The organism is Micromonospora sp. NPDC050686, from assembly GCF_040654475.1.
In the GTDB taxonomy this organism is placed as follows: domain Bacteria; phylum Actinomycetota; class Actinomycetes; order Mycobacteriales; family Micromonosporaceae; genus Micromonospora.
Genome location: NZ_JBFAID010000009.1, coordinates 44,825 through 71,746 on the forward strand (window position 1 = coordinate 44,825; position 26,922 = coordinate 71,746).

Sequence of the window (26,922 nt, forward strand, 5' to 3'; positions counted from 1 at the left end):
ACCACTCAAGAGGAGATGTGATGGGGCGGGTCTCGTACGAGGAGTATCTGGTCGCCGTCGCGATGACCCTCGCGCGGCGGCACCGGCCGGTGTGGTGCTGGCGGCGGTGGCGGCGGGTCTGCCGGTGCGGAGCCGAGTTGCCCTGTCGCGGCCGGCATCGAATTCCGATCAATCGTGGCCACTGGCCGGGGGAGGGGGAGAGGTGAGCGAGGGACAGGAGCGGGCGATCATCGCGGTGCACGTCCGTGGGGTCGATGGCATGTGCGTCGGCTGCCGAGCGTGGTGGTCACGGCTGGCCCCGTACCCGTGCTGGCAGGTGGACTGGGCGACCAGCCGGCAGGCCCGGACGATCACCGCCCGCTTCCTCGGCGGTGTGCGATGACCACCCACGGTCCGGTCCTGCCGATCTGGAGCTGCGGCGGCTGCGACCTCCCCTGGCCCTGCCCCACCCGAAAACGAGAACTACGGGCCGAGTACGCCGACGCTCCGGTGTCACTTGCCCTCTACCTCGGTTCCTACCTCGTCCAAGCCACCGAGGACATGTCGTGGGCGCCGGCCGGCGCGCTGCACCGCCGCTTCATCGGGTGGACCAGGCAGCAGCCAGCAGCGCAGCAGCGGAGTACCGCGCCAGCCGAACCGGACCGGAACGAGCGCCAGCAGGCCGGATGACCTCGAACGACACCCGATCCAACCGCCCCGCCGAGAGTTCACTCCGATGGGCGGACGCTTGCCCGAGGCGGCCACACCCGCGCCCGGGCTCGGTTAGCGTCGGGCCATGGCCGAGGTGAACCTGCGCCTGCGTGGCGGACCGTACGACGGGCAGCGGCTCGTCTGGGACGTGCCGAACGCCGACGACCCGCCGCCCACGTACGAGCTGAAGTTGCACGGGCCGCACGAGGGCGTGGAGACGTTCAGCTACCGCCGGGTCGGCCTGGAGTCGGGCGGGGACGGCTGGCTCTACGAGGCGCCGGACCTCGGCATTCCGTAGCCGGGGCGGGTGAGTCGGCGGATGGCCGAGGTGCTGGAGGACGGGGACATCTACTTCCTCTACCGCCCCCGGGTGGGGGAGGAGCACGTCGGTTCGCTGGCCGAGGTGCAGCGGCTGCTGGTGGTGCTGCACCCCTGGCGTGGGCGGCGGCGCCTGCGGCTGCTCGTGGTGGGCCGCAAGCATCTGCCCGAGATCAGCGAGCACGCCCGGTACTGGGCGTTCGTCGAGTCGGTCGTCGACCGGCCCGAGCAGCTGTCTGAGGCGCTGCGCCCGTCCCGGTACGTCACGAAGACCCGGGGTGAGCGGCTGCAGCAGGCGCCCCGGCCGGTGGCCGAGGGGGCGTACTGCGTCACCCGGCACGACGACCACACCCACCTGGCGTACCAGTTGGAGCTGCCCCGGCGGCCCGGCCCGCCGCAGCGTGAGCTGGACATCGAGCCGGAGGCCAGCTACATCGTGACGGTGAAGAATCCTGAGGCGCCGTCTCCGCCGGGAGTGGGTCTGCCGGGCCGCGGCAAGGCGCGGCTCCCCGCCGACCTCCAGGAACGCTTCCACACCCGGCGTTTCGCACCCGTCGATCCGCCCCGGTTCCTCGACCATCCGGGCGTGGAGCTCGTGCTCATCGGGGCGGCGCACGACGCCTCGGCGGAGCTCGGCATCGACCTGGACGCGGAGGTCGAGCGGGCCGCCCGGGACACGATCTTCGAGGAGCTGCGCATCGGCCGGGCCGACCGGCCGGTGGCACCGGAGATCACCGCCCGGTGGCGCTGACGGCCGGGTCTCCGGTCGACGCGGCGAGCACGACCGGCACCGCCACCACGTTCACCCGGGAGCCGTCGCGCGCGGACACCTCGTACACCTCGATCGTGCCGGGACCGGCGACGGCCAGCCGGTACCGGACGGTTGCCCGGTAGTCGCCGCGGCAGCCGGTGCCGCAGGTGGCGGTGGTGAAGCCGGTGCCGACCTCCCGGCCGTCGCGGTCGAGGACCCGGACGCTGACCGTGGCCTCGAAGACCTGCGCGGTGCCGGTGACGGTGACCGGGGTGGCCACCCGCTGCCCGACGAGCGGCCCGGTGACCAGGATCGGGGGCAGCAGCGCGGCGTAGTCGGCCCGGGTCGCCGGCACGCCGTCGCCGAGGTCGACCCGCCGCACGGTGGGGAACTGGGTCAGCGTCCACACCAGTTGCGCCCGGCGCAGCCGTACCGTCGGCGCCTCGCCCTGGTCGAAGCCGGCGGGGACGGCGACCGTGGCGGTGCCCTCGGTGATCCGGACGATCTGCCCGCCGGTGGAAAGCAGGGTGGTCATCCCGGTGGCCGCCTCGGCCGGCGACGGCCCGGCGGCGAGTTCGGTCAGCGCCAGCCGGGACGTGGCGGCCGTCGCCGGCCGGGTGCGCGCGGTGGGGACGATCCGCCCGTGGCGCACGAACCACAACTGCACGGTGACGCCGCCGGTGGGCGTCGGCTCGGCCGCCGTCGTGGACGCCGGGGGCGGCGGGGCCGGGGCGGACGTCGTCGGCGTCGGTGCGATGTCCGGGGTCGGTGCGGCGGCCGGCGTGGCCGGGGCAGTGGTGCTGGCCGGCGCGGGGAGCGTCGGGGCCGGCCCGAGCGTGCCGGAGCGGGCGTCGGCGCAGCCCGCCGCGAGCAGCGTGGCGGCCAGCAGCGGGGCGAGGAATCGTCTCATCCGGCACCTCCGTGGGCGGGCTCGACGGGCAGTTCCAGGCGGAACTCGGTGCCCGCGCCGACCTCGCTGGCCACCGCCAGCCGGGCGCCGAGCAGCCGGGCGTTCTCCCGAGCGATGGCCAGGCCCAGCCCGCTGCCCGGGCCGGAGCGGGCCGAGTCGACCTTGTAGAAGCGGTCGAACAGGTGCGGCAGGTGGTCGGCGGGGATGCCCGGCCCCTCGTCGGTCACCGTCACCAGCAGCGTCGGGCCCTCCCGGGCCACCGCCGCCCGCCGCCGGCCGGTGCCGTGCTCGACGGCGTTGCCGACCAGGTTCGCCAGCACCCGCTCCAGCCGCCGGGGGTCGGTGCGCGCCAGGAACCGGCGGCCATCGCCGGTGACGGTCACCCGGTCGCGCCAGCCCCGGGCCGCGACGACCGCGCGCAGCAGCGCCGGCACGTCCACCGGCCGGGGCTCTACCACCTCCCGGCCGGCGTCCAGCCGGGAGATCTCCATCAGCTCCTCCACCAGCCGGCGCAGCCGGACCACGTCGGTGACCAGCAGCTCGGCGCCGCGCCGGGCGTCGGCCGGCAGCCCGTCCAGGTGCTCGCGCAGCAGCGAGGCCGCGACCACCAGCGCGGTCACCGGGGTACGCAGCTCGTGCGCGACGTCGGCGGTGAACCGCCGCTCCCGGGCCTGCGCCCGGGACAGCGCGTCGATCTTGCCCTGCAACGCCTCGGCCATCTCGTTGAACGCGGCGGCCCAGTCGCTGAACTCGTCCCGGCCGCGTACCGGTAGCCGGGTGTCGAGCAGGCCCTCGGCGACCGCCCGGGCGGCCCGGCTGGCCCGGCCGACCGGTTCCAGGGTGCGCCGGGCCAGGGTGTGCCCGACGGCGGCGGCCAGCAGCAGCACGGCGACCCAGCCGGCGGCGAGCGCGGTGCGCAGCTGGTCGAGGTCGGCGACGATGCCGTCCTCGTCGGTCACCACGTACAGCTCGGCCGTGGAGCCGGGGATCCGCCCACCGACCAGGAGCAGGTGCCGGCCGGCGTCGGCGCGGCGCTCGTACGCCAGGTGCCCGGCGGCGACGGCGGACCGCAACGTGGACCCGGGCGCCGGGGTCAGCTCCGGGTCGGCGGCCCGGGCGTCGGCGTCGACCAGCAGCACGTGCCGGCCGCTGCCCTCGAAGCTGGTCAGCAGGTCGGCCCGGCGGGCGTCGGTCAGCGGCAGGAACTGCGCGGCCAGCACCAGCTCGTAGCGGGCGTCCGCGGCGGCCCGCTGCACCGAGCCGTCCAGCCGGGCCTGCCGCAGCAGCAGGTACGACCCGCCGGCCAGGACCCCGGCGGACACCCCGGCGACCAGCACGAACGCCACCACCAGCCGCCGTCGCAGGCGACCCGGGGAGACGGCGTACGCGGCCATCGGCGGTCCTCAGGGTGAGAGTTTGTAGCCGGCGCCGCGCACGGTCCGGATGAGACCCGGGTGGGCGGGGTCGTCCTCCACCTTGGCCCGCAGCCGCTGCACCGCCACGTCCACCAGCCGGGTGTCGAACACCTGGGAGTGCTGCCACACCCGGTCCAGCAGCACCTCGCGGGTGAACACCCGCCCCGGGTGGCGGGCCAGCTCCAGCAGCAGCCGAAACTCGGTCGCGGTCAGGGCCAGCTCCCGGCCGTCCTTGCGGGCGGTGAACCGGGCCGGGTCGACCTCCAGCCGCCCCACCAACAGCGTGGTCTCCTCAGCCGGGGCGGTGGCCCGGCGCAGCACCGCCCGCACCCGGGCCACCAGCTCCGGCAGGTCGAACGGTTTGCGCAGGTAGTCGTCGGCCCCGCACTCCAGGCCCACCACCACGTCGACGGTGTCGGTGCGGGCGGTGAGCATCAGCACCGGCACCTGGCTGCCGCGCCGGATCTCCCGCAACACCTCGAACCCGTCCAGCCCGGGCAGCATCACGTCGAGCACGATCAGGTCGACCGGCCCGGCCCGCCACGCGGCCAGCGCCGCCCGCCCGTCGGCGGCGGTGCCGACCCGGAAACCGGCCCGGCGCAGCCCGAGGGCGGTCGCCTCCCGGATGGAGGCGTCGTCCTCGACGACCAGCACGCGGCCCTCCATCACCCAAGGGTAGGTCCGTCGGCACCGGGGCGGACCTGCCGGAACGGCCGGTGCCGAGGGGCCGCGCGGCCCCTCGGCACCGGCGCCGGTCTCACGCCTGCCACCGGTGGGCGACGTCCAGCACGATCCGGCTGTGGCTGCCCGGCCCGGCGAGCACGAACACCCGGAACGGCAGCTGCGCCCGCACGCCCACGGCGAACGTGGTGTAGCCCTCGAAGCTGCCCCCGAACACCACGTCGCGCAGCGTCCGGTAGCCGAAGGCGTTGACCGGGTGGTCGCCGACCCGGTACGGCACCGTCGCGCCGTGCGACCCGTCGTACGCCGGGGCCCGCAGCGACACGCTCAGCAGCGCGCCGCCCGCCGTGTACGGCGACATCGGCTGTCCCGCCCCGTCGGTGTACGTCTCGCCGTAGGAGACCGAATAACCGGTCACCGGGCCGTTGAACTCGAACACCACCCGGTCCCAGCAGTCGTGCCGCCCGGCCCGGACGTTGATCAACGGGGCGCCGCTGAGCGTGCCGGCCGTCTTCGCCCCGCTGCCCCAGGTGATCCCGCAGTACGGCGCCGCCGCCGACGCGGTCGTCGCGCCGCCGGCTGCCACCAGCCCGGCGATCAGCACCGCAACCGCCACCAGTGCCCGTCTGATCCTCATCGTCGTGCCCCCTCGTCGTCGGGCCACTCCCGACCGGCCGACTCCGGCCGTCCTCGGTGGCTCCGGCTCGACCCTGCGCCGGCCGTACGGCAGCAGGTTCGCCGTGGCGTAACACGGGAGTAACAGAGTCCTCAGCGGCCGTGACCAGCAGGTTGATGCTGCCGCTGGAGGCGGCCAGTCGGCGAAACTGTTCCGTGGGTCGAACCGGGTCCCTCCCGGCGGGGAGGTGGGTCCCGCTGTCGGGTCAGGACGGACCGCCATCGGGGCGGGAAGCGTGGAGGCATGCTGACGGAACACCGCCGACCCGCGCACGCCGCGCTCGGCTTCGCCACCGGCTACGGTCTGCTCCGGCTCTACTGGGCGGCGGGTGGGCGCTGGGGCTGGACCGCCTGCGACCGGACCCGGCCACCGGGCCGGGCGGAGCTCGCCACCGGCTGCGGCGCCGCCGACGTGCCGGCCCTGCCGTTCGTCGCCGGCTGGGGCGCGGTCGCTCTCTGCGTACTCCTGCTGGGTGTGGCCGCGCTGGCGGCGCGCCGGCGAGGGCGGGCCGTGCCGTGGCCGGCCGGGGCGGCGGCGCTGGCGCTGGTGGTGCTGGCCTTCCCCGCGCACCTGCTCTTCGAGCTGCCCGCAGCGGCGGCCGGGTATCCGACCGACTGGCGGGACGTGGGCAACCGGCTGGTCCTGTTCGCTGGGGGCCTGCTCTTCGCGCGGGTCGCGATCGCCGGCCGGCGCCAGGCGTGCGGTCACCCGCGCCCCGCCGGGCCGCAGCCGGTCCCGGCGTCGCTGCGCGGCTGGGCGTACGCGGCCGCCGCGCTGCCACTGCTCGGCTTCACCCTGCCGCACCTGCTCTGGTGGTGGGACGTCCCGCTCGGCATCCCGGCGGAGGTGCTCGCCAACGCCCAACGGGAGCTGTCCCCGGCGCTCGGGGCGGCGATCACCGGCGCCCCGGCGCTCGGCGGTCTGCTCACCGTCGGCCTGGCCCACCGCTGGGGGCAGCGGTTCCCGCACTGGACGCCCTGGGCCGGCCGGCCGGTGCCCCGGCCGCTGGTGCTCGGCCCGGCGTCGACGGTCGCCGTGGCGCTGACCGCCTACGGCGCGCTCGGCGTCTGGATGATGGGCGCGGCGCTGGTCGGCGGCCGGACCAGCTGGGCGCAGCTGGGGCAGGCGTGGGCGGTGGCCGGCACGGAGGTGGTCTTCCTCGCCTGGGGCGTGACGCTCGCCGGCGCGCTGCTTGGGTACGAGCGGCTCACCCGGCCGCACTGCCCGATGCGCCCGCCGGGCGGGGGTGCGGGGCCAGCGCCCCGCGCCACCACGGGTCGCCGGTGAGCAGCTGCCAGGAAGGGCCCCTCCTTGCCCCTCACAGCGACAGCTTCCAGCGGTCCAGGTAGCCGGTGTCGCCGGTGGCCGCGTCGGACATCTTGAGATACCAGGTGCCGTTGGCGCCCTCGCTCGACAGGTCGACCGGGAAGGTCTTGTCGATGTTGTCGGCGCCGCCGCCAGCGCGGTTGTGCAGCACGTACTCCGTGCCGTCGGGGGCGACCAGGCTGACCATCAGGTCACCGATGTACGGGTGGACGATGTGCACCTCGACGCTGCTGGCCGCGCCGGCGTTGCCGCCGCAACCGGTGACGGTGACCGGGCTGGCGACGGTGGCCAGCTCGGGAATGGCCAGGTCGGTGTCGTTGCTCGCCGAGCAGCCGGGGCGGCCGTCGACGTCCAGGGCGTACCTGGTGGACCGGGTGACGCCACTGCCGGTGCCGGTGACGGTGACCGCGTAGCTGGCCGGCGCGGTGCTCGCCCCGGCGGTGACGGTCATCGTGGCGCTCTGCCCGGCGGTGATCGTCGGCGGGAAGAAGATCGCGCTGGCGCCCGGCGGCAGACCGCCGGCGCTCAGCGTGACCGACTGGGCGCTGCCGGCGGTGACCGTGGTGGTGACGGTGGTGGTCACCGAGCCGCCCGCGGTGACCGAGCCGGTGCTCGGGCTGGTGGCCATGCTGAAGTCGTCGGCGGCGGGACAGTACGTGGACGCCTTGCCGATCGCCCGGTACGGGCAGTCGGCGTACTCGGAGAACATCAGCACGGCCTCCCGGTTGCGGGCGGTCTGCGCGGGGATGACCGAGGCGGGCGGGTAGAAGTTGATCGCGTCGTCGGTGGGGTAGAGCTCGAAGGTGAAGTTGACGACGCCCTGGTCGCCCCAGAGCCAGTCGTTGATCGTCCCGTCGGTGAGGTAGAGGTCGCTGGCCTGTTCGGGGGTGTAGCCGTTGGTCGCGGCCAGCTGCTGCCCGATGGTCGTGAACATCAGGTTCTGGTCGGCGGTCATCCCGGGGGCCACGTCGCTGGTGGTGTAGCCGAAGGGCCAGAGCACCAGCTCGGAGAAGGCGTGGAAGTCGATGGCGGCCTTGATCTGCTGCACGCCGCCGACCCGACGGCCGAGCACGAAGTCCCGTACCGCCCGGGTCTCCGGGGCGGAGAAGGCGGCCGAGCCGCGGAAGGTGTCCGACGACGGGTACGTCGACGAGCCGGCGCAGCAGCCCCACTTGTAGCCCCAGTTGCGGTTGAGGTCGGTGCCGACGTACTTGGAGCCGGTGTTGGGCTGCCGGTTCTTGCGCCAGCTCTGGTAGACGCCGGTGGCCACGTCGTACTCGACGCCGTCCGGGTTGACCATCGGCACGATCCAGAATTCCCGGCTGTCCACCAGCCTGGTGATCCGGGCGTCCGTGCCGTACTGGCCGGTGAGCAGGTCGGCGACGAAGAGGGCCTGCTCGACGGTGAGGTGTTCGCGGGCGTGCTGGTTGGCGGTGAACAGCACCTCCGGCTCGCTCTCGTCGGTGCCCACGTTGTCGGAGATCTTCAACGCCACGATCGCCCTGCCCTCGTACGAGGTGCCGATGACCTGCTTGCGGGCGATGCCGGGGTGGGCGGCGACGATGGCGTCCACGGCGGCCAGGGTCTCCGCGTGGTTGTGGTACGCGGCGTCGGCGGCCGGGAAGTCCAGCGTCCCCAGCTCCGGCGTGCCGGCCAGCGGGACCGTGCGCAGGCCGAGGCGGGTGATGGCGCGTACCTCGGCGGGGGTGGCGCTCACCGTCAGCTCGCCGTGTTCGACGTGCTCGATGGCGGCGCCGGTGCGGGCCACCGCGTCGATGTCGGCCTTGCGCTTGAGATGGGTGACCCGGTAGAGCGCCGCCACGCCCGGGTCCGCCTGCGCGGCGGCGCCCGGGCCGGCGGCCGGTGCGGCGGACGCGCCGGCGGCGGCGGTGGCGGTGGCCAGCAGGGCGACCGCGGTGACCAGGGCGGCGCAGAGGGTGGGGATCCGACGGGGCACGGGAGCCTCCCGGGAGGGCGTGGTGGGTGGGGCTGGGCGCCAGGCGGCCGACACGGGAATCCGCCCGGACCAGTCTGTTCGCCCGTAGCGGCGACCAGGGTCGACCGTTCGTCCTGACGCACTGTCACGATGGCGACACACTTGTTGAGAGTTGCCTGAGTGCCCGATGTGCTGTCGCCGCGCCGTCGGTGACGGCCATCCGAGGAACGAGGTGGCTCCATGGTGGCCCTACGGAGACTGCTCGCGGCGGCGATCACTGTGGTGATGACCGCCGCGATGGCTCTGGTGTGGACGGCGGCGCCCGCCCACGCCGACGAGGCGTGGGAGACCGCGCTCAAGAAACTGATGGCCGACACGGCCACCTGGACCGAGGGCGGCCTGTCCCGGGTGGGTCTGCTGGCCCAACCGCTGCCGCTGCTCGGGGTCAGCCCCGGCGCGCTGGTGGAGGCGGACAAACTGGCCGGCAAGGCCTCCGACGCGCTCGCCGGCGGCCTCAACCGCGACGACGTGGACCTGGGCGGCGGCACCCGGCTGACCAGCCAGGTCACCGCCAGCGGCGGCGACCACCTGCTGGACGTCCTGCTGACCACGAAGAAGGAGGTCGCCGACAAGGACCTCACCGTCGGCGGGGTCACCCTGGACAAGGCGGTGACCGTCACCGGCTGGGCCACCCTGCACCTGCGGGCCCGGCACACCGCCGCCGGGGAGACCTACCTGGTGCGCGACGGGGACACCCCGCGCATCGACATCGACGCCGCCGCCCGGCTGCGCGCCGACCTGGACAAGGCCTCCGCCGCGTTCGGCATCCTCGGCGTGACGCTCACCGCCGGCAGCACGCTGACCGCGCGGACCCACGTCAAGGTCACCCTGACCGACCCCGACGGCGACGGCCGGCTCGCCTTCGACACCGCCAGCGGCCCGGGCACCGGCGAGCTGGGCAAGTCCGGTTCGCTGGCCGGCCTGGTGCAGGTGGCCCTCGACAGCTCCGGCGGCGGCCGGATCTCCGACACCGAGACCGAGCCGGGCCCCGGCTCGGTCAACGGCGTGATCAAGCTGGGCGCGGCGACCTCCGGCACGCCGTTCGCGCTGCCCGCGGTCGCCGCCACGGTGACCGTGCAGTGGCCGGACATCACCCAGGGCGCACCCACGGTGAGCGTCACCGGCCTCGACGAGACGATCGCCAAGTTCCGCACCATGAGCCCCCTCGAACTGGCCTCCGGTCTGGCCCAGCTCGTCACCCTGCTCAGCGGGGTGCAGCAGAGCGGCCCCGCCGGCAACCTCAACCTGCCCTTCCTCAAGGGCACCTTCGCCGACGCGGTCCAGGTCAGCGAGAAGCTGAAGGCCTTCCTCAAGAAGCACGTCCACCCGCGCCCCGACGACCCGGAGTTCGACCCGGAGCACGACGACGCGGCGCTGGCCGGCCAGCCCAAGTTCTCCTCCATCCAGGAACTGGTCGCCCTGCTCTCCGCCGAGGGCCTGCCGGTGGACAGCCTCTCCTTCGCCGGCGACAAGCTGGCGTTCCGGCTCAAGCTGGAGCGGGAGTCCACCGTGGAGGTGCCGCTGGACCCGGGCGCGGCCTCGACATCCGGACGCGGCGCCACGTTCACCGCGGACGGTTTCAGCGTCAGCGGCGACCGGTTCGCCCCGGGCGCGCTGGTCGGGCAGCGGGTGGTCGCCGGCACCTCCGCCGGCACCGTGCAGTCCAACACCGCCAACTCGATCACCCTGGCCCAGCCCTGGATCGGCGGACAGCCCGGCAACGACAGCGTCTGGGTGATCAGCGGCTCCAGCCCGAACACCGGCGCCGTCGAGCTGGCCAGCGCGTTCACCGACACCGTCGACGACGACAAGAAGGTCGGTCTGCGGGTGGCCAACGCCCAGGCCAGCCTCGCCAAGGTCAAGCCGCGCTACAGCGCCGCGATCACCGTGGTGCTCAACCTGAAGGACCTGGGCAGCCCGAAGGCCAACGCCGACCGGGTGCTGCTGCGTACCGACCCGTCGGTGCCGCTGTTCACCGCCGACTTCCCGATCACCACCGGGGTTGACTTCTACGCCAACGCCGGCTTCCTCAAGGTCAAGCTCGGCGGCGACCTGACCGTCGGCCCCGCCACCGCCGGCCAGCGGATGCTCCAGGTGACGTTCAAGAAGGCCGAGGACGTCAGCCTCGGCGCCCTCTTCGACCGGCTGAAGACCGCCCCGGGCGACCTGCTGGCCGTTTCGTCGTCGGTGAAGACCACCGGCCGGGTCAAGGTCAGCGTGCCCGGCGACACCGGCGCACTCGGCCAGGGCGTCGGCGTCGACGTCAGCTGGATCGCCGGCCAGCAGCCGGTGGTCAACACCTCCGGGCTGACCGGGCTCATCGCCGTCGACTTCGACCCGAACGACCCGAAGGCGCTGTTCGCGGTCGTGGTGGAGGCGCTGCGGCTGGTCAACGCCGCGCTGTCCCAGCCCGACACCGGCAGCGGCCCGCTGAACACCAAGATCCCGCTGCTCGGCCGCTCCGCCCGGCAGCTGCTCGGCGCCGACGAGAGTGGCGTCGGCGGCGCCGTGAAGTACCAGCCCGACGGGGCGAACTTCCTGCTCAAAGACGAGACCCGCACCGCGGACAAGGCCCCGTTCACCGACCGGCTGAACGGGCGGACCATCGTCATCGGCAGCCAGGCGTACCGGGTGCTGGAGCAGGTGGACCCGCGGACGCTGCGCATCGACGCGGCCGGCACCCCGAGGCCGACCGACGGCACCGCGTACGCCCTGCGGCCGGAACTCGCCGACGCGCTGGACAAGCTGCTCGCCGCCCCGCCGGACAACCTCCAGGACGCCCTGGACGTGCTGAACAACGCCATCGGCACGGGCAGCGGGGTCGGCTTCACCGTCGACCAGCGCGAGGGTGGGCCGTACCTGCGGCTCGGGCTGGACTGGAAGCGGAAGTTCCACACCGGCGGGCCGATCAACCTGGGTTGGGGCGGCGGCCGGGACCTGGTCAGCCTGGACAGCTCGGGCACCTTCGCCCTCGACGTCAGCGCGAACGCCAAGCTCGGCCTGCTGCTGCCGCTGAGCCTGGACGCCGCGCCGAAACTCGACCACACCTCGTCGGCCGGGGTCACCGTCTCCGGCGGCATCACCAACGGGGCGATCGCCGCCCGGGTCGGCCCACTCGCCCTCGACCTCGGCAAGAAGGACACCGACCCGGCCACCGTGCAGGCCAACCTGAGCGTCGGGCTGGGCGGGCTGACCGAGGACGGGCCGATCAGCGGCCTGCTCGGGTTGACCCCGCAGTTCAGCACCGCCGGCGTCGACTGTGGCGGCGGGGTGGGCGGCGCGAACGTACCGATCTGCGCCCGCGCCCCGCTGTTCATCAACAACTGCGAACCGGACGACGCCACCAACCTGTTCACCTTCACGATGGGGCTGGACCTCAACCCCCACGCGAACCCGCCGAACCTGGACTCCTGCTTCGCCAACCTGGCCATGAAGCTCACCGACTTCAACGTCGGCATCGACGGCTACCTGGCCAAGGTGGAAGAGGCGCTGCGGCTGGCCAGCTTCGACGGCAAACTGCCGCTGGTCGGCGACGACCTGGCCCAGGGCCAGAAGTTCATCGCCCAACTGCGGGCGGACGTCAAGGCCGCCATCGGGCCGGTGCTGGCCAACGCCACGCTGGACAGCGCCGGCATGCAGACCGCGCTCAACGACGTACTCAAGGATCTGGACCCGGGCGTGAGCGCGGTGGTCGGCTGCCGCGACGGGGTGACCGTGCCCTGCCAGCCGGAGGACTTCCAGTCGACCCGGATCAAGCTCACCACCGCGAAAGGGAACCCGACCGCGGCCAACGGCTGCGCCGACGCCGGGGCCAACGAGTGCCAGAAGCTGGACTTGCCGCTGGACCTGGGCATCCCCGGCCTGTCGCTGAAGGCCAAGAAGGGCGCCACCGACGGCATCCAGGCCCGGCTCGGCTGGAAGCTGCACCTGGACCTGGTCCTGGACCGGGAGGTCGGCTTCTACGTCCCCACCCACGACGGGGACACCTCGCCCGAGGTGCAGATCGGCGCGAACTTCGACATGACCGGCGACCTCGCCGCGCAACTCGCCTTCATCCAGGTCAACGCCACCAAGAAGAAGAGCGACCCGCTGGTGCGGGCGTACTTCGGCATCGACCTGAAGGGTTCGCCGGAGGAGAAGAGCTGCTTCGACCCGGCGGTGGCCGCGGACTGCGCCGCGGACCCGGACGCCCGGCTCACCCTCGCCGAGTTCGGTGACCTCGGCTCGCTGCTCGCCACCGACCTCACCGCGAAGGTCGACATCGACTGGCAGCTGTCGGCGGTGTTGAACACCGGCAACGAGGTCGGCTCGGCGCTGCCGGGGGTCAGCGCCCGCTTCGGGCTCAGCTGGGAACTGACGCACAAGCGGGGTGCGCTCACCGCCTCCGGCAACGGTGTCGCCAGCCCGCTGCGGGTCGCCTTCACCGACATCGAACTGGACGCCGGCGCGTTCTTCGACAAGATCCTCAAGCCGGTCGTCGACAAGATCAAGACCGTCACCGGCCCGCTGCAGCCGGTCATCGACACGCTGTACGCGCCGATCCCGGTGCTGTCCGACCTGTCGAAGGCCACCGGCGGGCCCGACATCACCCTGGTCTGGCTGGCCCAAGAGTTCAGCACCCTCAACGGCGGCTCGGACCTCAAGTTCATCGACACCGTCCGCGAAGTGATCAACTTCGTGAACAAGGACCTGGACTGCGACAGCGGCTGCTCCATCCCGCTCGGCCAGTTCATGCTCAAGGCCGACAAGGCGCTCACCACGGAGGCCTCCCCGGCCTCGGCCGAGAGCCTGATCGACCAGAACCCCGCCGTCACCAAGCCGAAGGACGCCAAGGACGTCAAGGACGCCATCGACAACGCCGCCGGAAGCGACGGGGACAAGCTGTTCAACCCGAAGGCCGGCGAGACCAAGTCGACCGCCGAGAAGACCGGCTTCAGCTTCCCGATCTTCGACAACCCGGGCTCGCTGTTCGGGCTGCTGATGGGACAGGACGTCGAACTGGTCAGCTTCGACTCCGGCCCGTTGACCCTCGGCTTCAGCTGGCGGCAGTCGTTCGGCCCGGTGTACGCGCCGCCGCCGGTCATGATCACGCTGGCCGGCAGCGCCTCGGTGACCGCCCGGTTCATCGCCGGGCTCGACACCGCCGGCATCCGGCACGCCATCGAGGCCGCCAACGACGGCACCTCGGTGGACGCCGTCAGCCTCCTCGACGGCCTGTACTTCAAGACCGCCGACAGCAGCGGCAAGGCCGTCCCGGTGGTCACCCTGCGCGGTGAGATCGCCGCCGGGGCGGAGGTCAGCCTGCTGATCGTCAAGGCCGGCATCCAGGGCGGCATCCGGCTGACCGTCGGGTTCAGCTGGAACGACCCGAACAACGACGGCAAGTTCCGCACCAGCGAGTTCCTCCAGGCGCTGCTGGTCAACCCGATCTGCCTGTTCACCACCAGCGGCCAGCTGTCGGTGTTCCTCAAGGTCTACATCACCATCGACCTGTTCCTGTTCTCCAAGACGTTCGACTTCACCCTGGTCGACGCCACCCTGCTGGACTTCCGCGCCCAACCGGACTGCAAACCGAAGCCACCGGAGCTCGGTGGCACGGTGGGGGACACCCTGGTGGTCTTCGCCGGCAAGTTCGGCAAGGAGGGGCAGCGCGGCGACTCGGCGTGGGACAACACCACGCCCACCTACGCCGGTGACGTGATCAAGGTGTACGCGCTGCACTACGCCCGCGGCGACGCCGGCTTCGACGGCTTCGCGGTCGAGGCGCTCGGCCGCAAGCAGGAGTTCCTCGACCCCGGCCTCAGGCGGGTGGTGGTGGACGGTCGTGGCTACCAGGTCGCCGACGCGGCCAAGACCTCGATGTCGGTGCTGCTGCTCGGCGACGGTGACACCGGCGGCGACGGCACGAAGGTCTCCCAGTTCGACCAGGAGGCGGTGGTCGTCGGCTCCGACGGCCGGGACCAGATCCGCACCGGCACCGGACCGGCCTGGGTGGACGGCCGCGGCGGCGACGACGTGATCGTCACCACCGAGATGGCCGGCACCGTCAGCCGGGTCGCCGGCGGCCCCGGCCAGGACACCGTCACCACCGGCGACGGCGACAACGTGGTGGCCGGCGACAGCGGCCTCGGCGGCGGCAACCGGGACGTCACGGTGAAGACCGGCGCCGGCCCCGTCGACCTGACCGACGTGATCGACTGGACCACCCTGACCGCCCCGACCGGGGCCGCCGCCGGCGTGGCCGACCACGTCACCGTCGGGCACGGCGCCAGCACCGTCTACGGCAACGGCGGTGACGACGTGCTCGGCGTGGTCGTGGACGACCGGCCCAACGGCAAGAACAAACTGGTCGGTGGGCCGGGTGGGGACACCATCAACGGCGGGCGCAACGACGACACCATCCACACGTACGACACCAGCGTGCCGGCCGACGCCGACCAGCCCGGTTCCGGCGACGTGGGCCTGGTCAACCAGGTCGACACCGGCGCCGGCGCGGACACCGTGCACGGCAGCGCCGGCACCGACCTGGTCGTGTCGCGCTCGGCCAACGGCCAGACCGGCCACCTGTACGGCTACGGCGGCGAGGACGTGCTCGTCGGCGGGTACGGCACCGACGAGATCTTCGGTGGCCCCGGCGACGACTACGTGATCGCCGAACCGTCGTCGGTCGGGCGGCCCGGCGCCTCCGACGGGTACGGCCCGTTCCGCGAGGTCACCCACCAGCCGCTGCCGGCGAACACCCAGTCGCAGCCCAAGCTGCTCGTCGGCGGCCTCGGCAGCGACCACCTGATCGGCGGCGACGGCGGGGCGACGATCTTCGGCGACCGGCACCTGCCGGCGGAGACCTGCGCCGACGCCGTCCTCGCCGACGCCCAGCCGACCCCCGCCGACCAGGGCGCGGCCGACCTCATCCTCGGCGGGGCCGGGGTCGAGGTGGTCTCGGCCGGCAGCGGCGACGACCGGGCGGACCTCGGCGCCGGCGCCGACCGGGCCTGCGGTCAGCTCGGCAACGACACCCTGCACCTGGGCGGCGACGCCGACCGGGCCTGGGGCGGTGCCGGGGTGGACCAACTGCTCGGCGACGACGGTGACGACCTGCTCTTCGGCAACACCGGCGACGACGGGCTCTTCGGCGGCCCCGGCGCCGACACCGCCGAGGGCAACGAGGGCAGCGACCAGGTCTTCGGCGGCACCGGCGGCGACGTGCTCTACGGCGGCGGGCGCGCCGCCGGCCGCGCCGACGGACGGGACTTCCTCTACGGCGAGGAGGACGCCGACCGGATCGTCGGAGACAACGGCACGCCGCGCATCGGTGACGTCGGGCCGTACCCGCTGGACCTGGCCGGCGACGTGCCCGGCGCCGGCGCTGGGGACGTGATCTCCGCCGGTGGCGACGACGACGTGGCCTACGGCGGTCTCGGCGACGACCGGATCAACGGTGACGGCGGGGACGACCAGCTCGAGGGCAACAACGGCGCCGACCTGATCCACGGCGACCTCGGCCGGGACGAGATCATCGGCGGCTCCTCCCAGGAGCCGACCGCCGGGACCGGCCGGCCGGACTCCGGCGACCAGCTCCGCGGCGACGCCGACCCGGACCTGATCGCCGGGGACAACGCCCGGTTCACCCCGGCCACCACCGACGCCACCCGGGTCACCCAGGGCCGAGCCGGGCCGGCCCGCAAGGTCACCCTGCTCGACCTCGGGTTCTCCCCGGCGGCCGGCACCAGCGGCGCCGACCTGATCTCCGGTGGGGACGCCGGTGACGTGATCTTCGGTCAGGGCGGCCCGGACCGGATCCGCGGCGACGGCGGGGCGGACTTCGCCGAGGGTGGTCCCGACTCCGACTGGGTCGAGGGCAACGCCGGCGACGACGACCTGGTCGGCGGCTCCAGCACCGCGTACGACGGGACCGGGGCGGCCACCACCGGCCAGCCGGACACCGCCGACGCGATCTTCGGTGGGCCGGGCTCCGACGCGGTCATCGGCGACAACGGCGCGGTGCTGCGCCCGCTGCCCGGCGAGCAGCCGAGCCCGGTCACCGTCCGGGCGGCGGCCGACGGCACGGCGTTCGGCCCGCGGATCGTGGTGCTGCTGGACCGGGCGGCGGCCACCGCCAACCGGTACGGCGCCGACCGGATCAGCGGCGGCGACGGTGTCGACGCCCTCTGGGGTCAGGACGGCGACGACGCGCTGACCGGTGACGGGGACGGCGACTACCTGGAGGGCAACGGCGGCGCGGACACGCTGCGCGGGGACGACCCGCTCGGCGCGGCCGGCCGGTCCACCGTCGCCCCGCTGCCCGACCCCGGCTGGCCCGGCACCCCGTCCGGCGCGGCCGACCTGGTCGGCGCCGGCGCGCCGGACGGGCAGGACGACCTGATCGGCGGCAGCGCGGCCGCCGGCTTCCGGGACACCGCTGACGTGGTGGAGGGCAACGGCGGCGACGACGTGATCCTCGGCGACAACGGCTCGCTGCTGCGGACCGTGCGCACCGTCGACGGCAAGCAGGTCGAGCGGGTCTACACCGAGCGGTACCCGACCGGCGCGGTGCCGGCCGACGCCACGGTGGTCCGGACCCACGACCCGGCGCTGCCGGGCCCGTCCACCCGGTTCTGCACCACCGCCCAGTCCACCTGCGAGCCGGCCGGCGCCTACGGCAATGACCAGCTCTACGGTGACGCCGGCAACGACGGCGTCTGGGGTCAGGACGGCGACGACCTGATCCGGGGCGGCGCTGGCGACGACGACCTCCTCGGTGAACTCGGCGCCGACACCCTGTACGGCGACGACGGCCGCGACGCCATCCTCGGTGACCGGGGCGGCGTGATGAACCAGTACCTCAACGCCGACGACGTGGCGGCGCTGGGCTTCACCAGGACGCTGTCCTCGGTGCCGCAGGAGACGTTCACCGGCTTCCGGCCCGGCGGCTATGACCGGCGGGTGGACCTGCTGCACGACACCGACGGCGACGCCTGGATCGGCGGCTCCACCTCGGCTCCGATGCCGCACGCCGGGCTGACCGCCGGGGCGGGCGACCTGATCCGCGGCGGCGCCGGCGCGGACAACATCCACGGCGGCTTCGGCGAGGACGTGGCCAACGGTGACAGTGGCGGCGACGAGGTGTTCGGCGGCGAGGGCTCGGACGTGCTGTGGGGCGGCAAGGGCTGTGACCCGGTGCTCGACGCCGCCAACCCGCAGTGCCTGGTCAACGGCGTGTTCAACGCCGCGGCCCGGGGCGACCACGACCAGTACGTCGACCACCTGTTCGGCGGTGCCGGGTCGACCAGCGGCCCGGCGGTGACCGCGGTGCTCGGCGCCGACCTGCTGGACTTCCGCCCGCGCGGCGCCTACCCGGGCAACTGCGCGGCCGGCGCCTGGCCGGTCGACACCGCCGCCGGCACGATCGACCCGTGCCGGTGGTTCGAGATGACCGGCCTGGACAACGACGTCGCGGCCGACAACCAGCACCACCACGGCACCGACTGGATCTACGGCGGCTGGGACCGGGACGTGCTACAGGGTGACGTGACGGCGAACGGGCCGAACAACGGCGACCGGCTCTTCGACTGGAACGGCGCCTACAACCTGTTCACCCACTGCAACGCCGCCTACGGCGGGTTCAACGACGTCCGCCAGCACAGCCCGGCCTTGCAGGACTTCCTGACCCGGCTGGCCTGGGCCACCGGGGCGGGACGTGACGCCACCGACGTGACCACCTCGGGCACCTCGGCCTTCCTGGAGCTGTCCTACGTGTATCCGCGGGACAACAAGGACCAGGGGGCGGGGGCGGCGTTCCCGAGCACCCCGGGGCACTTCGACCAGCCGTCCTGCACCGACTGATCCACGCCGGGGCCCGGCTTCCGTACGGGAGCCGGGCCCCGGCATGCCCGCTCGACACCCGGAGCCGGTGGTCGGTCACCCGGCCGGGCTGCTCGACGCCGCCTGGTCCGGGTTGAGCCGGAAGTACTCGTCGGCGACGGCGAGGCAGGCCGCCGGGTCGACACGGGGCAGCAGCTCCAGCGGGATGAACCAGTCGCCCAGCCGCAGCGCCAGCGCGACCAGCCGGCGGGCCCGCCCGGGATCGGCGTGCTCGGCGACGGCGGTGAGGGCCTTCGCCTGCTCGAACGGGCCGACGATGGACCGGGCCACCGCCTCCGCCCGATCCAGGTGTCCCGCCCGGGCCAGCACCTCAGCCACACCCGTCAGCCCGACATCGCGCCGACGTCCGTCCGGGATGGACCGGGTCAGCGCCTCCGCGTGCTCCGGCGGGCCGGTCACCGCGACGACCTTGGCCAGTTCGGTGAGCACGTGAGCCTGGTCGGACGGTTCGAGGTTGCGGCGGGCCATCGCCTCGGCGCGCCCCGGATCGCCGGCGGCCGCCACGGCCAGGGCCAGGCCGGTGAGCGCGTCGACCCGGTCGTAGCGCCGCTCGATCCCACGGGACAGCGCCTCGGCGCTGTCGATGTCGCCGGCCAGCCCGTGCAGCCGGGTCAGTACGCCGATGGCGTGCTGCCGCTCGTCGGGGTCGGGGAGAGCCCGGGCCCACGGCTCGGCCTGCCGGACGCTCTGCCGGGCGCCGGCCAGATCGCCGGCCGCGACCAGCTTTTCCACCCGCGCCGACAGTTGGCGCATGCTGGGTAGCCAGATGTGCACGGCCCGGGTGGACGACGCGGCCGGCAGCGGACGATTTCGCGCCAGCTCCGACAGGTTCAGCAGGATCCGGCTCCGCCGGTCCTCCCGGTCGATGGCGCGCGCGGCGGTGCGGGCGCGTTCGATCAGCGCCGGCGCGGGCTCGCCAGTGGCGGACCCCAGCCACCGGGCCAGGGCGTACAGGGCCCAGGCCCGCTCGTCGGGGTCGACGAGGGAGTCGGCGGCTGCTTCGGCCGCCTCGACCGCGCCGGACGCGGCCAGCCCGGTCACCCGGGCCATGCGCGCCGACGTACCGTCCTGCGGTCCACCGGCCGACCGGTACGCCGCTTCGGCCAGGTGCGCGAGCCGGCGGGCGCCACCGGCGTCGCCGGAGCGGACGAGGGCGGCGGCGACCCGGGTGAGGGCGTCGGCCCGGGCGCCCGGATCGCCGATCGTCCGGGCGATCGCCGTGGCGCTGTCCGAGTCACCGGCGCTGATCGCCGCCGACACCACCTCGGCCTTGATCCGTCCTCGGGCCGAAGGGTCACCGTCGACGGTCTCGCTCACCGCCGCCGCGCGGGCGGCGAGGCTTCGGGCGGCGTCGCCCTGTCCCGCGCCGCCGGCCAGTCGGGCCACCAGACACAGTGTCTCCACCCGTTGGACGGCGTCGGCGATCGCCTCGGCCAGAACACCCGCCCGGACGTGATCACCCTGCCGGGCCAGCTCCCGGGCCAACGCCACCAGGGCCACTGGGCCGCGATGCGGGTCACCGAGGGGCCGGGCCACCGCCTCCGCCCGGTGCAGCCAGTGCCGTGCGCCGGCAGCGTCGCCGGCCATGTCGGCCACCCCGGCCAGCGCGGTGAAGGCAGTCACCCTGGCGGCGTCCTCCATGATCGACTCGGCGATCGCCGTGGCCCGGGTCCAGTCGCCCGCCTTTGCCAGGACGGGCACCAGCCTGGCGGTCTCCGCGGGCTGGCCGGCCTCGCTGACCAGCCGGACCACGGCGTCCACCTGCCGGCCGTCGCCCAGCGCCAGCAGCACCGCGGCCAAGGCGGCGAAGTCGGTCCGCCGCCGCTCCGTCGCGGTGGTCGACAGGGCGGTCGCGGCGGCCTGGTCGGCGACCCGGCGGGCCCGCTCGACGTCGCCCGACTCCAGCCACCGCGAGGCCAGCCGGACCAGGATCCACACCCGCTCGTCGGCCTTGGCCACCCGGTCGGCGGCGACCTCCGCACGCCGGACCAGGTCGCCGGCGCGGGCGGCGCCGCCCTGACCGGCCACCAGCAGGGCCAGGTCGGCCAGAGCCCGGGCCTGTTCGCCCGGCTCGTCGATCCGCAGTGCGGCCTCCTCAGCCCGGCCGGCGGCGGCCATCCCGCCGGCGGGGTCACCGGACCGCAGCCGCGCGTCGGCGATGGACGCGAAGCTGCGCGCTCGCTCCGTGGCCTGCGGGATCGCGTCAGCGATCGACGCGGCCCGGTCGAACCGTCCCGCGTCGACGAGGTCCCCGGCCAGGAACCACAGCGCTCGGCTCCGAGTGTGCTCGTCGGCGATCGCCAGTGCGGCCTTCTCGGCCTGCCCGGTGTCACCGCCGCGGGAGAACGTCGTCGCGATCTCGCGCAGCGCCGCGTTGCGGCGGGACTCGTCGCCGATGGACCGGGCGAGGGCGTCGGCGCGGGCCGGGTGGCCGAGCGCAACCCACACTGCGGGCAGCTCACGTGGGATCCGCGTGTTGCGCTGGTCGAGCTGCCGGGCGTGCACAGCGAGCCGGGCCAAGGTCACCAGGTCCGGCTCGCCCGCCGCAAGCACCGCGTCCTGCGCCGTCCTGATCTCCTCCAGCGCGGTCACGTCGCCGCCGGACAGGTCGAGCATCCGGTCGTGCCGCACCTGGTCGGTGCCGCAGGCCACCATCCGGTCCACCTCGCCGGTGTCGCGCAACAGCCGGAACCAGCCGCGCAGCAGGTATTCCGGCGTCCCCTCCGGCCAGCCGCGCCGCCGGTAGCCGTCCGCCCAGTCGTGCAACCGCCGCCGGTAGCCGGCCAGCCGGGCCGGGCCCAGGTAGTGCCGGGCGCTCTGCTGCAACTCCTCGTGCCCCAGCACGTACACCTGGGGGCCGTCCTCCGGCCGCCACCGGCTGGCCTGGGTGAGGAAGGTCCGGCCGGAGACGGTGTGCAGGTGCTCCTCCACCTGCCACTGGTCGGCGCCGGTCAGCTCGGTCAGATCCGCGCCGCTGAGCCCGCCGACCGCGGCGGTGAGCAGGCCGAGCAGGTCCCGTTGCAGGTCGGTGCCGTCGAGCAGGCGGCGCAGTTCCCCGTTGGCGTCGTGCCGCACGGCCTGGGCGTGCGGGGAGACCGCCAGGGTGCGGACCACCGCGGGGTCGCGCAGCGGATGCCGGTGCGGCACGTCGGTGGGAATGGGCGGGTTGGGCCGGCCCGCCACCAGCACCCGCATGCCGTGCCCGGGCCGGTCGGGCAGCAGGGCGGCGATGCTGTGCGCGTCCGGGCCGACGCAGACGCCCCGGTCCTCGTCCAGGCCGTCGACCAGCAGCACCAGCCGCTCGCCGCGATCGGCGCACCAGCCGGCCGCCCGGTCCAGCAGGTCGAGCAGGTAGCCCTCCCGGACCGCCTCCGGCAGGCCGGTGGGCGCCGGCTCGGCCAGCAGCTCGGCCAGCTGCACCGACAGGTTGTCCAGGAAGGCGCCCCGGTCGCTGCTGCCGGCAAAGCGGGCGGTGACGAAGAACGACACCACGCGCACGCCGGGCGGCGGGTGCAGCACGAACCAGGACATCAGCGCGGACTTGCCGGCCCACGGCCCGGCCCGCCACCAGGCGTACGCGGGGCCGTCGGGCGCGGTGCAGAAGGCGGCCAGCTCCGCCAGCTCGGCGTCCCGGTCGCGGAGCACCTCCGGGGCCAGCCGGCGGACCTGCTGGAGATAGCCGGAGCGGGCCGGAACGGCGTGGTTGACGTACAGGTCCCGGCCGGCCTGGTAGACCCGGGCGTGGTCGCGGGCGTCGGCGGACAGGCCGACCTGGTCGCCCTGCTCCGCGCTCACCGCTCGGTGAGGTGCTGGTCCCGGCCGGCCTGGTAGATGCGGGCGTGCCCGGTGGCGTGGGCGTTCAGCACGACCGAGTCGATCCGGGCGCGCTCGTCGGCGGGCAGCGCCGGGGTCAGCGTCTCGTCGAGCACCCGGCGCAGTTCGGCGGCGAGCGCCGGGTCGTCGCCGAGCAGCCGGTGCAGGCGCAGCTGCCACGCCCGGGCCAGCGCGGGCTCGGTCTCCGCGTCGCCGGCCTGCCGGGCGGCGAGCACGTCGTCGCGTACGTCCGCCAGCTCGCCCTCGATCACCTCGGCCTGCTCGGGGCGGGCCCGCCGCCACAGGGCGACCAGTTGCCCGCGCGCCTGCTGCCACACGTCGGTGGCCATCGCGGACACCAGCGCCGTACCGGCGGCCACCACGATCGGATCCATGCCGTCGCTCCCCACCACACCGTCACCAACCCACCACACAGTAGACGGTCACCCCGACCGGGAGTGCGCTGCGGTGGAGGTGTGACGGGGTCGTGACGGCCGGGGCCAGAGTTGGCCCCGGTCGCCGCTGGGCGCTCCGGCCGACGAGGCGGTGTCCTTCAAGTACGACCCAGCCTGGTTCTTGCGCAGCGCGGGGTGATCTTGCCTCGGTGGGGAAGTGGGTCGGGCCCGACCTGCGGTGCGTCAGCGACGCCACTTCTGGTTCGCGCCGCCGGTGCAGTCCCAGATCTGCAACCGGGTGCCGTCGGCGGAGCTGACCCCGGTGGCGTCCAGGCACTTGTTGGACTGCGGGTTGACGATGTCACCGGCGGAGCCGAACACCCACCGTTGGGCGCCGGTGCCGTTGCAGTCGTAGAGCTGCACCTTGGCGCCGTTGGCGGTGGAGGCGGCGGTGACGTCCAGGCACTTGCCGAGGGCGCGCACCGAGCCGTCGGCGGCCCAGGTCCACCGCTGGGCGGCGGTGCCGTTGCAGGTCCAGAGCTGCACGGCGGTGCCGTTGGCGGGGTTCGCGCCGGCGACGTCCACGCACTTGTTGCCGTAGCCGACGATCGGTGCGCCGGTGCCGCCGCTGCCGGTGTCCCAGGCCTGCACCCGGACGTAGTCGACGACCATGGTCTGCGGGAAGGTCGTGCTGGCGTTCGGCGAGCCGGGCCAGTTGCCGCCGACCGCGACGTTCATGATCATGAAAAACGGGTGGTCGAAGACCCACCGGTTGCCGCCCGCGTCGGCCGGGGTCTTGCGGGAGTACGCCACGCCGTCGAGATACCAGGTGACGGAGTCGGGTGCCCAGTCCACGGTGAAGGTGTGGAAGGCGTCGGCGAGGGCCTGGCCGCCGGGCAGCGAGGTGGACCCGCTCAGGCCGCTGCCGCCGGAGTAGCCCGGGCCGTGCAGGGTGCCCCACACGGTGGACGGCGCGGAGCCCACGTTCTCCATGATGTCGATCTCGCCGCTGTTGGGCCACGGGTTGCTGCCGATGTCGTTGCCGAGCATCCAGAACGCCGGCCAGAGCCCCTGCCCGCGGAGGATCTTGATGCGCGCCTCGAACCGCCCGTACGCCTGGGCGAACGTGCCACTGGTCAGCAGCCGGGCCGAGGTGTACTGGCAGCTGCCGTACCAGCAGTTGTAGCCGCCTGGGTTCTCCTTGCGGGCGGTGATCACCAGGTTGCCGTTGCCGTCGAGGGCGGCGTTGCGGGTGCTGGTGGTGTAGTACTGCAGTTCGTTGTTGCCCCAGCCCCCGCCGCCGGTGTCGTAGCGCCACTTCGCGGGGTCCGGTGGGGTGCCGGCGGCGCCGTTGAACTCGTCGGACCAGGTGACCGCGCCGGGGCCGGCGACGGCCGGTGCGTCGGTGGTGGCGGTGAGGGCGATCGACAGGCCGACGGCGGCCAGCGCCAGCGCGGCGATGGTGCGGATGGTGCGCACGCTTCCTCCCTTGGCTTGCGGGGTGGTCACCGGCGGCCGGAGGAACGGGCCCGACCGAACGGTAAACAAACCGTACTAATCGATTACGGTCAATGTACGAAGGCGGCGATCGAGTGTCAAGAGAGCGCTCTCGGGCAGGGCGCGCCGCGCCGACCGGCTGACCGCGCCAGCACGTACGCGTCAGGCGGCCGTCCGGTCCCGGTGGTGCGCGGATCCGGCGTACGGCGGCGGCACGATGCGCAGCGCGGGCGGCGCGGCCGGCTCGTCCTGGGCGGGCAGCCGCCACCGGGTCCGATCGGCGCGGTCGCCCCGCGTCGGCCCGTCGGGCCGCAGCCCGGGCCGGGACAGGGCCACCACGATCCCGTACCCGGCCAGCAGGAATCCGTGACTGACCAGCCGGGTGGTGTCCACCGACCCGGTCAGCAGGTCGTTGACCGACAGCAGCACCAGCGTCGCGACGAACGCGCTCAACATCGGCAGCAGACCGGTCGGCCGGGTACGCCGGGTCGCCACGAACAGGAAGCCCGCCCCGACCGCCACGTTCCACGCCGCCGACTCGTGCCACAGGTGCCCCGCGGCGCCGAGACCGTCGACCAGGTGGGTGTGCGGGGCGGCGACGCCGCGCCCGATCTGCACCAGCCCGAGCGTGAGCTGCGCCGCACCGACCAGGCTCAACGCCGCCCGCAGCGACAGCACCAGTCGGCCCGACCGCCGGCGTGGCGCCGGCAGCGCGCCCAGGACCGCGTCGGTGAGGTCCGGCCCCGGCACACTGACCGCGAGCCGGGTGCGCCTGGTCACCGCGGCGGCCGCGTCCAACCAGGCCCGGCAGGCCGGGCAGCCGGACAGGTGAGCCTCGGCCGCCGCCTGCTCGGCAGCGGTCTCCTCGCCGTCCAGCTGCGCCGACAACACCTCACGCCACTGCTCGCACCTCATGCCCGAATAGTCGGCCCGGCCGCGCCGATGGTTCCCGGGATCGCCAGGTCAACGCGGGCGAGCGGGCTCATCCGACGGCCCCGTCGCGGCGTTCGGCGCCGCCGCCCAGCGCGGCGACCAGATCCTCGCGGGCGCGGGCCACCCGGGAACGGATGGTGCCGACCGGACAGCCGCACACCTGGGCCGCCTCGGCGTAGGACAGGCCGAGAACCTGGGTGGCCACGAACGCCTCCCGCCGCTCCGCCGGCAACGTCGCGATCACCTGCTCCAGCACCACCTGCCGGTCGAAGCCGCCCGTGGTGTCGGCCCGGTCGTACGCGTCCGGCATCGGCACCGTCCGGGGGCGAGCCGACGCCGCCCGGATGTGGTCCACCGCCACCCGCCGGGCGATCGTGAGCAGCCAGGTGCGGGCCGAGGACCGGCCGGCGAACGACGGCAGCGACCGCATCGCCCGCAGCAGGGTCTCCTGGGCGAGGTCGTCCGCCTCCGCCGGGGAGATCAGGGCGGCGAGGAACCGCCGGACCTGGTGCTGGGTGGCCCGGACGAAACGGGCGGCGGCCTCCCGGTCTCCCCGACCGGCGGCCACCGCCCAAGCGGTGATCTCCGCGTCGTCCTCCGCCATCGGGTACCTCCCGGTCAGGCCGCCCGGCGACGCCGACGCATCATGATCCGGCGCAGCCGGATGCGACGACGACAAGCCGTAGTAGTGAATGGGCGGAAGCCTACCGCAGGCGCCGCCGCCCACCCACCTCGTCAGGGCCGGCGCGGCCCGGCGTTTCGGCTCAGCCGAGCTGGTTGATGCGGACCAGATTGCCCGCGGGGTCGCGGAACGCGCAGTCACGGATGCCGTACGGCTGGTCAATCGGCTCCTGGACGACGTCGGCGCCGCTGGCCTGCACCCGCTCGAACGTGCCGTCCAGATCCGCGGCGCCCAGCACGATCCGCGCGTAGCTGCCCTTGGCCATCAGCTCGGCGATGGTACGGCGCTCGTCCTCGGTCAGACCCGGGTCCATGGCCGGCGGCTCGAGCACGACCGACGTCTGCGGCTGGTCCGCCGGCCCGACCGTGATCCAGCGCTTGCCCCCGTACGCCACGTCGTTGCGCACCTCGAAACCCAACACCTCCCGGTAGAAGGCGAGGGACGCGTCGGGATCGTCGGCCGGCAGGAACGTCTGGTGAATGATCAGGCTCATGCCGATCACGCTAGGCCGGCACGACCGGCGCCGGCTTCTCGATTCCTGACCGGTCGCATCACCTGCTTGGCGAGGCAACCCGGGATGCCCACGCCGTCCCCACCGGCCGCCCGCCGGTAGGCGCTCGGCGACATCCCGACCAGCTCCGAGAAGCGGGTGCTGAACGTCCCCAGCGACGAACAACCCACCGCGAAGCAGACCTCCGTGACCGACCGGTCGCCCCGGCGCAGCAGGTGCATCGCCCGCTCGATCCGCCGGGTCATCAGATAGCTGTAGGGCGACTCGCCGTAGGCGGCCCGGAACTGCCGGCTCAGGTGGCCCGCCGACAGGTGCACCCCACGGGCCAGCGCCTCCACGTCCAGCGGCTGCGCGTAGTCGCGGTCGATCCGGTCCCGGACGCGGCGCAGCAGGACGAGTTCGCGCAGGCGCGGATCAGGACTGCCGGTCACCCTGCCAGTCTGCCC

General features: G+C 74.0%; 17 protein-coding genes and 1 pseudogene. 6 read left to right on the forward strand and 12 right to left on the reverse strand.

The genetic code is table 11. The annotated features are described in order from the left end of the window. Positions 1-64 precede the first annotated feature (64 nt). From AB0H57_RS09900 to AB0H57_RS09915, 4 genes and pseudogenes are all read left to right on the forward strand, one after another. Positions 65-382: pseudogene (locus AB0H57_RS09900) on the forward strand (hypothetical protein); the annotation flags it as partial. Then, positions 379-669, forward strand: coding sequence for a hypothetical protein (locus AB0H57_RS09905; RefSeq protein WP_357504584.1), 291 nt, complete (start codon positions 379-381; stop codon positions 667-669). The pseudogene AB0H57_RS09900 and the gene AB0H57_RS09905, both read left to right, overlap by 4 nt. Positions 670-775: 106 nt before the next feature. After that, positions 776-988 (forward strand): hypothetical protein, encoded by a 213-nt coding sequence (locus AB0H57_RS09910; RefSeq protein ID WP_357504586.1) that lies wholly within the window; start codon positions 776-778, stop codon positions 986-988. A gap of 9 nt (positions 989-997) precedes the next feature. Beyond that, positions 998-1,759: a hypothetical protein gene (locus tag AB0H57_RS09915; protein ID WP_357504589.1), complete on the forward strand. Its 762-nt coding sequence runs from the start codon at positions 998-1,000 to the stop codon at positions 1,757-1,759. Here the strand turns inward: AB0H57_RS09915 and AB0H57_RS09920 are convergent. From AB0H57_RS09920 to AB0H57_RS09935, 4 genes are all read right to left on the reverse strand, one after another. Then, positions 1,740-2,669, reverse strand: coding sequence for a Gmad2 immunoglobulin-like domain-containing protein (locus tag AB0H57_RS09920; RefSeq protein WP_357504591.1), 930 nt, complete (start codon positions 2,667-2,669; stop codon positions 1,740-1,742). The two genes, AB0H57_RS09915 and AB0H57_RS09920, sit on opposite strands and share 20 nt — an antisense overlap. After that, a complete protein-coding gene (locus AB0H57_RS09925; RefSeq protein ID WP_357504593.1) occupies positions 2,666-4,063 on the reverse strand; it encodes a HAMP domain-containing sensor histidine kinase in 1,398 nt (465 codons plus the stop codon). Before AB0H57_RS09925 ends, AB0H57_RS09920 begins: the two co-directional genes overlap by 4 nt. Before the next feature lie 9 nt (positions 4,064-4,072). After that, the gene (locus AB0H57_RS09930; RefSeq protein ID WP_357504595.1) at positions 4,073-4,750 is read right to left on the reverse strand and encodes a response regulator transcription factor; all 678 of its coding nucleotides are present in this window, start codon (positions 4,748-4,750) and stop codon (positions 4,073-4,075) included. A 91-nt stretch (positions 4,751-4,841) separates the two neighbouring features. Then, a complete protein-coding gene (locus AB0H57_RS09935; RefSeq protein ID WP_357504597.1) occupies positions 4,842-5,402 on the reverse strand; it encodes a hypothetical protein in 561 nt (186 codons plus the stop codon). Between the two features lie 282 nt (positions 5,403-5,684). Between AB0H57_RS09935 and AB0H57_RS09940 the strand changes: the two genes are divergently transcribed. Continuing rightward, on the forward strand, positions 5,685-6,728 hold the full coding sequence (locus tag AB0H57_RS09940; RefSeq protein ID WP_357504599.1) for a hypothetical protein: 1,044 nt from the start codon (positions 5,685-5,687) through the stop codon (positions 6,726-6,728). Positions 6,729-6,759: 31 nt separating this feature from the next. On the opposite strand, the gene AB0H57_RS09945 is transcribed toward AB0H57_RS09940, so the two are convergent. Further along, positions 6,760-8,589 carry a M14 family zinc carboxypeptidase gene (locus AB0H57_RS09945; RefSeq protein WP_357504704.1) on the reverse strand — a complete coding sequence of 610 codons (1,830 nt, stop codon included), beginning with the start codon at positions 8,587-8,589 and terminating at the stop codon, positions 6,760-6,762. A 354-nt stretch (positions 8,590-8,943) separates the two neighbouring features. Between AB0H57_RS09945 and AB0H57_RS09950 the strand changes: the two genes are divergently transcribed. Continuing rightward, positions 8,944-18,606 (forward strand): calcium-binding protein, encoded by a 9,663-nt coding sequence (locus AB0H57_RS09950; RefSeq protein ID WP_357504601.1) that lies wholly within the window; start codon positions 8,944-8,946, stop codon positions 18,604-18,606. Between the two features lie 75 nt (positions 18,607-18,681). Here the strand turns inward: AB0H57_RS09950 and AB0H57_RS09955 are convergent, their stop codons facing one another. The 7 genes from AB0H57_RS09955 to AB0H57_RS09985 all read right to left on the reverse strand — a co-directional run bounded on the left by AB0H57_RS09955 (position 18,682) and on the right by AB0H57_RS09985 (position 26,907). After that, positions 18,682-22,440: a hypothetical protein gene (locus AB0H57_RS09955; protein ID WP_357504603.1), complete on the reverse strand. Its 3,759-nt coding sequence runs from the start codon at positions 22,438-22,440 to the stop codon at positions 18,682-18,684. Beyond that, positions 22,437-22,853 carry a hypothetical protein gene (locus AB0H57_RS09960; protein WP_357504605.1) on the reverse strand — a complete coding sequence of 139 codons (417 nt, stop codon included), beginning with the start codon at positions 22,851-22,853 and terminating at the stop codon, positions 22,437-22,439. Before AB0H57_RS09960 ends, AB0H57_RS09955 begins: the two co-directional genes overlap by 4 nt. A 243-nt stretch (positions 22,854-23,096) precedes the next feature. Then, positions 23,097-24,332, reverse strand: a complete 1,236-nt coding sequence (locus AB0H57_RS09965; protein WP_357504607.1) for a family 16 glycosylhydrolase — start codon at positions 24,330-24,332, stop codon at positions 23,097-23,099. Between the two features lie 180 nt (positions 24,333-24,512). Continuing rightward, positions 24,513-25,265, reverse strand: a complete 753-nt coding sequence (locus tag AB0H57_RS09970) for a zf-HC2 domain-containing protein (RefSeq protein ID WP_357504609.1) — start codon at positions 25,263-25,265, stop codon at positions 24,513-24,515. 67 nt (positions 25,266-25,332) lie between these two features. Next, the gene (locus AB0H57_RS09975) at positions 25,333-25,887 is read right to left on the reverse strand and encodes a sigma-70 family RNA polymerase sigma factor (protein ID WP_357504611.1); all 555 of its coding nucleotides are present in this window, start codon (positions 25,885-25,887) and stop codon (positions 25,333-25,335) included. A 160-nt stretch (positions 25,888-26,047) separates the two neighbouring features. After that, positions 26,048-26,458, reverse strand: coding sequence for a VOC family protein (locus AB0H57_RS09980; protein WP_357504613.1), 411 nt, complete (start codon positions 26,456-26,458; stop codon positions 26,048-26,050). Between the two features lie 5 nt (positions 26,459-26,463). After that, complete coding sequence (locus AB0H57_RS09985; RefSeq protein ID WP_357504615.1) at positions 26,464-26,907, reverse strand: helix-turn-helix transcriptional regulator; 444 nt, start codon at positions 26,905-26,907, stop codon at positions 26,464-26,466. Between the last annotated feature and the right edge of the window lie 15 nt (positions 26,908-26,922).

Excerpts from the sequence above, each read along its gene's own strand:
- AB0H57_RS09930 (WP_357504595.1), bottom strand. The coding sequence starts at position 4,750 with ATGGAGGGCCGCGTGCTGGTCGTCGAGGACGACGCCTCCATCCGGGAG.
- AB0H57_RS09975 (WP_357504611.1), bottom strand. The coding sequence starts at position 25,887 with ATGGCGGAGGACGACGCGGAGATCACCGCTTGGGCGGTGGCCGCCGGT.
- AB0H57_RS09950 (WP_357504601.1), top strand. The coding sequence starts at position 8,944 with ATGGTGGCCCTACGGAGACTGCTCGCGGCGGCGATCACTGTGGTGATG.
- AB0H57_RS09905 (WP_357504584.1), top strand. The coding sequence starts at position 379 with ATGACCACCCACGGTCCGGTCCTGCCGATCTGGAGCTGCGGCGGCTGC.
- AB0H57_RS09980 (WP_357504613.1), bottom strand. The coding sequence starts at position 26,458 with ATGAGCCTGATCATTCACCAGACGTTCCTGCCGGCCGACGATCCCGAC.
- AB0H57_RS09935 (WP_357504597.1), bottom strand. The coding sequence starts at position 5,402 with ATGAGGATCAGACGGGCACTGGTGGCGGTTGCGGTGCTGATCGCCGGG.
- AB0H57_RS09960 (WP_357504605.1), bottom strand. The coding sequence starts at position 22,853 with ATGGATCCGATCGTGGTGGCCGCCGGTACGGCGCTGGTGTCCGCGATG.
- AB0H57_RS09925 (WP_357504593.1), bottom strand. The coding sequence starts at position 4,063 with ATGGCCGCGTACGCCGTCTCCCCGGGTCGCCTGCGACGGCGGCTGGTG.
- AB0H57_RS09920 (WP_357504591.1), bottom strand. The coding sequence starts at position 2,669 with ATGAGACGATTCCTCGCCCCGCTGCTGGCCGCCACGCTGCTCGCGGCG.
- AB0H57_RS09970 (WP_357504609.1), bottom strand. The coding sequence starts at position 25,265 with ATGAGGTGCGAGCAGTGGCGTGAGGTGTTGTCGGCGCAGCTGGACGGC.
- AB0H57_RS09910 (WP_357504586.1), top strand. The coding sequence starts at position 776 with ATGGCCGAGGTGAACCTGCGCCTGCGTGGCGGACCGTACGACGGGCAG.
- AB0H57_RS09940 (WP_357504599.1), top strand. The coding sequence starts at position 5,685 with ATGCTGACGGAACACCGCCGACCCGCGCACGCCGCGCTCGGCTTCGCC.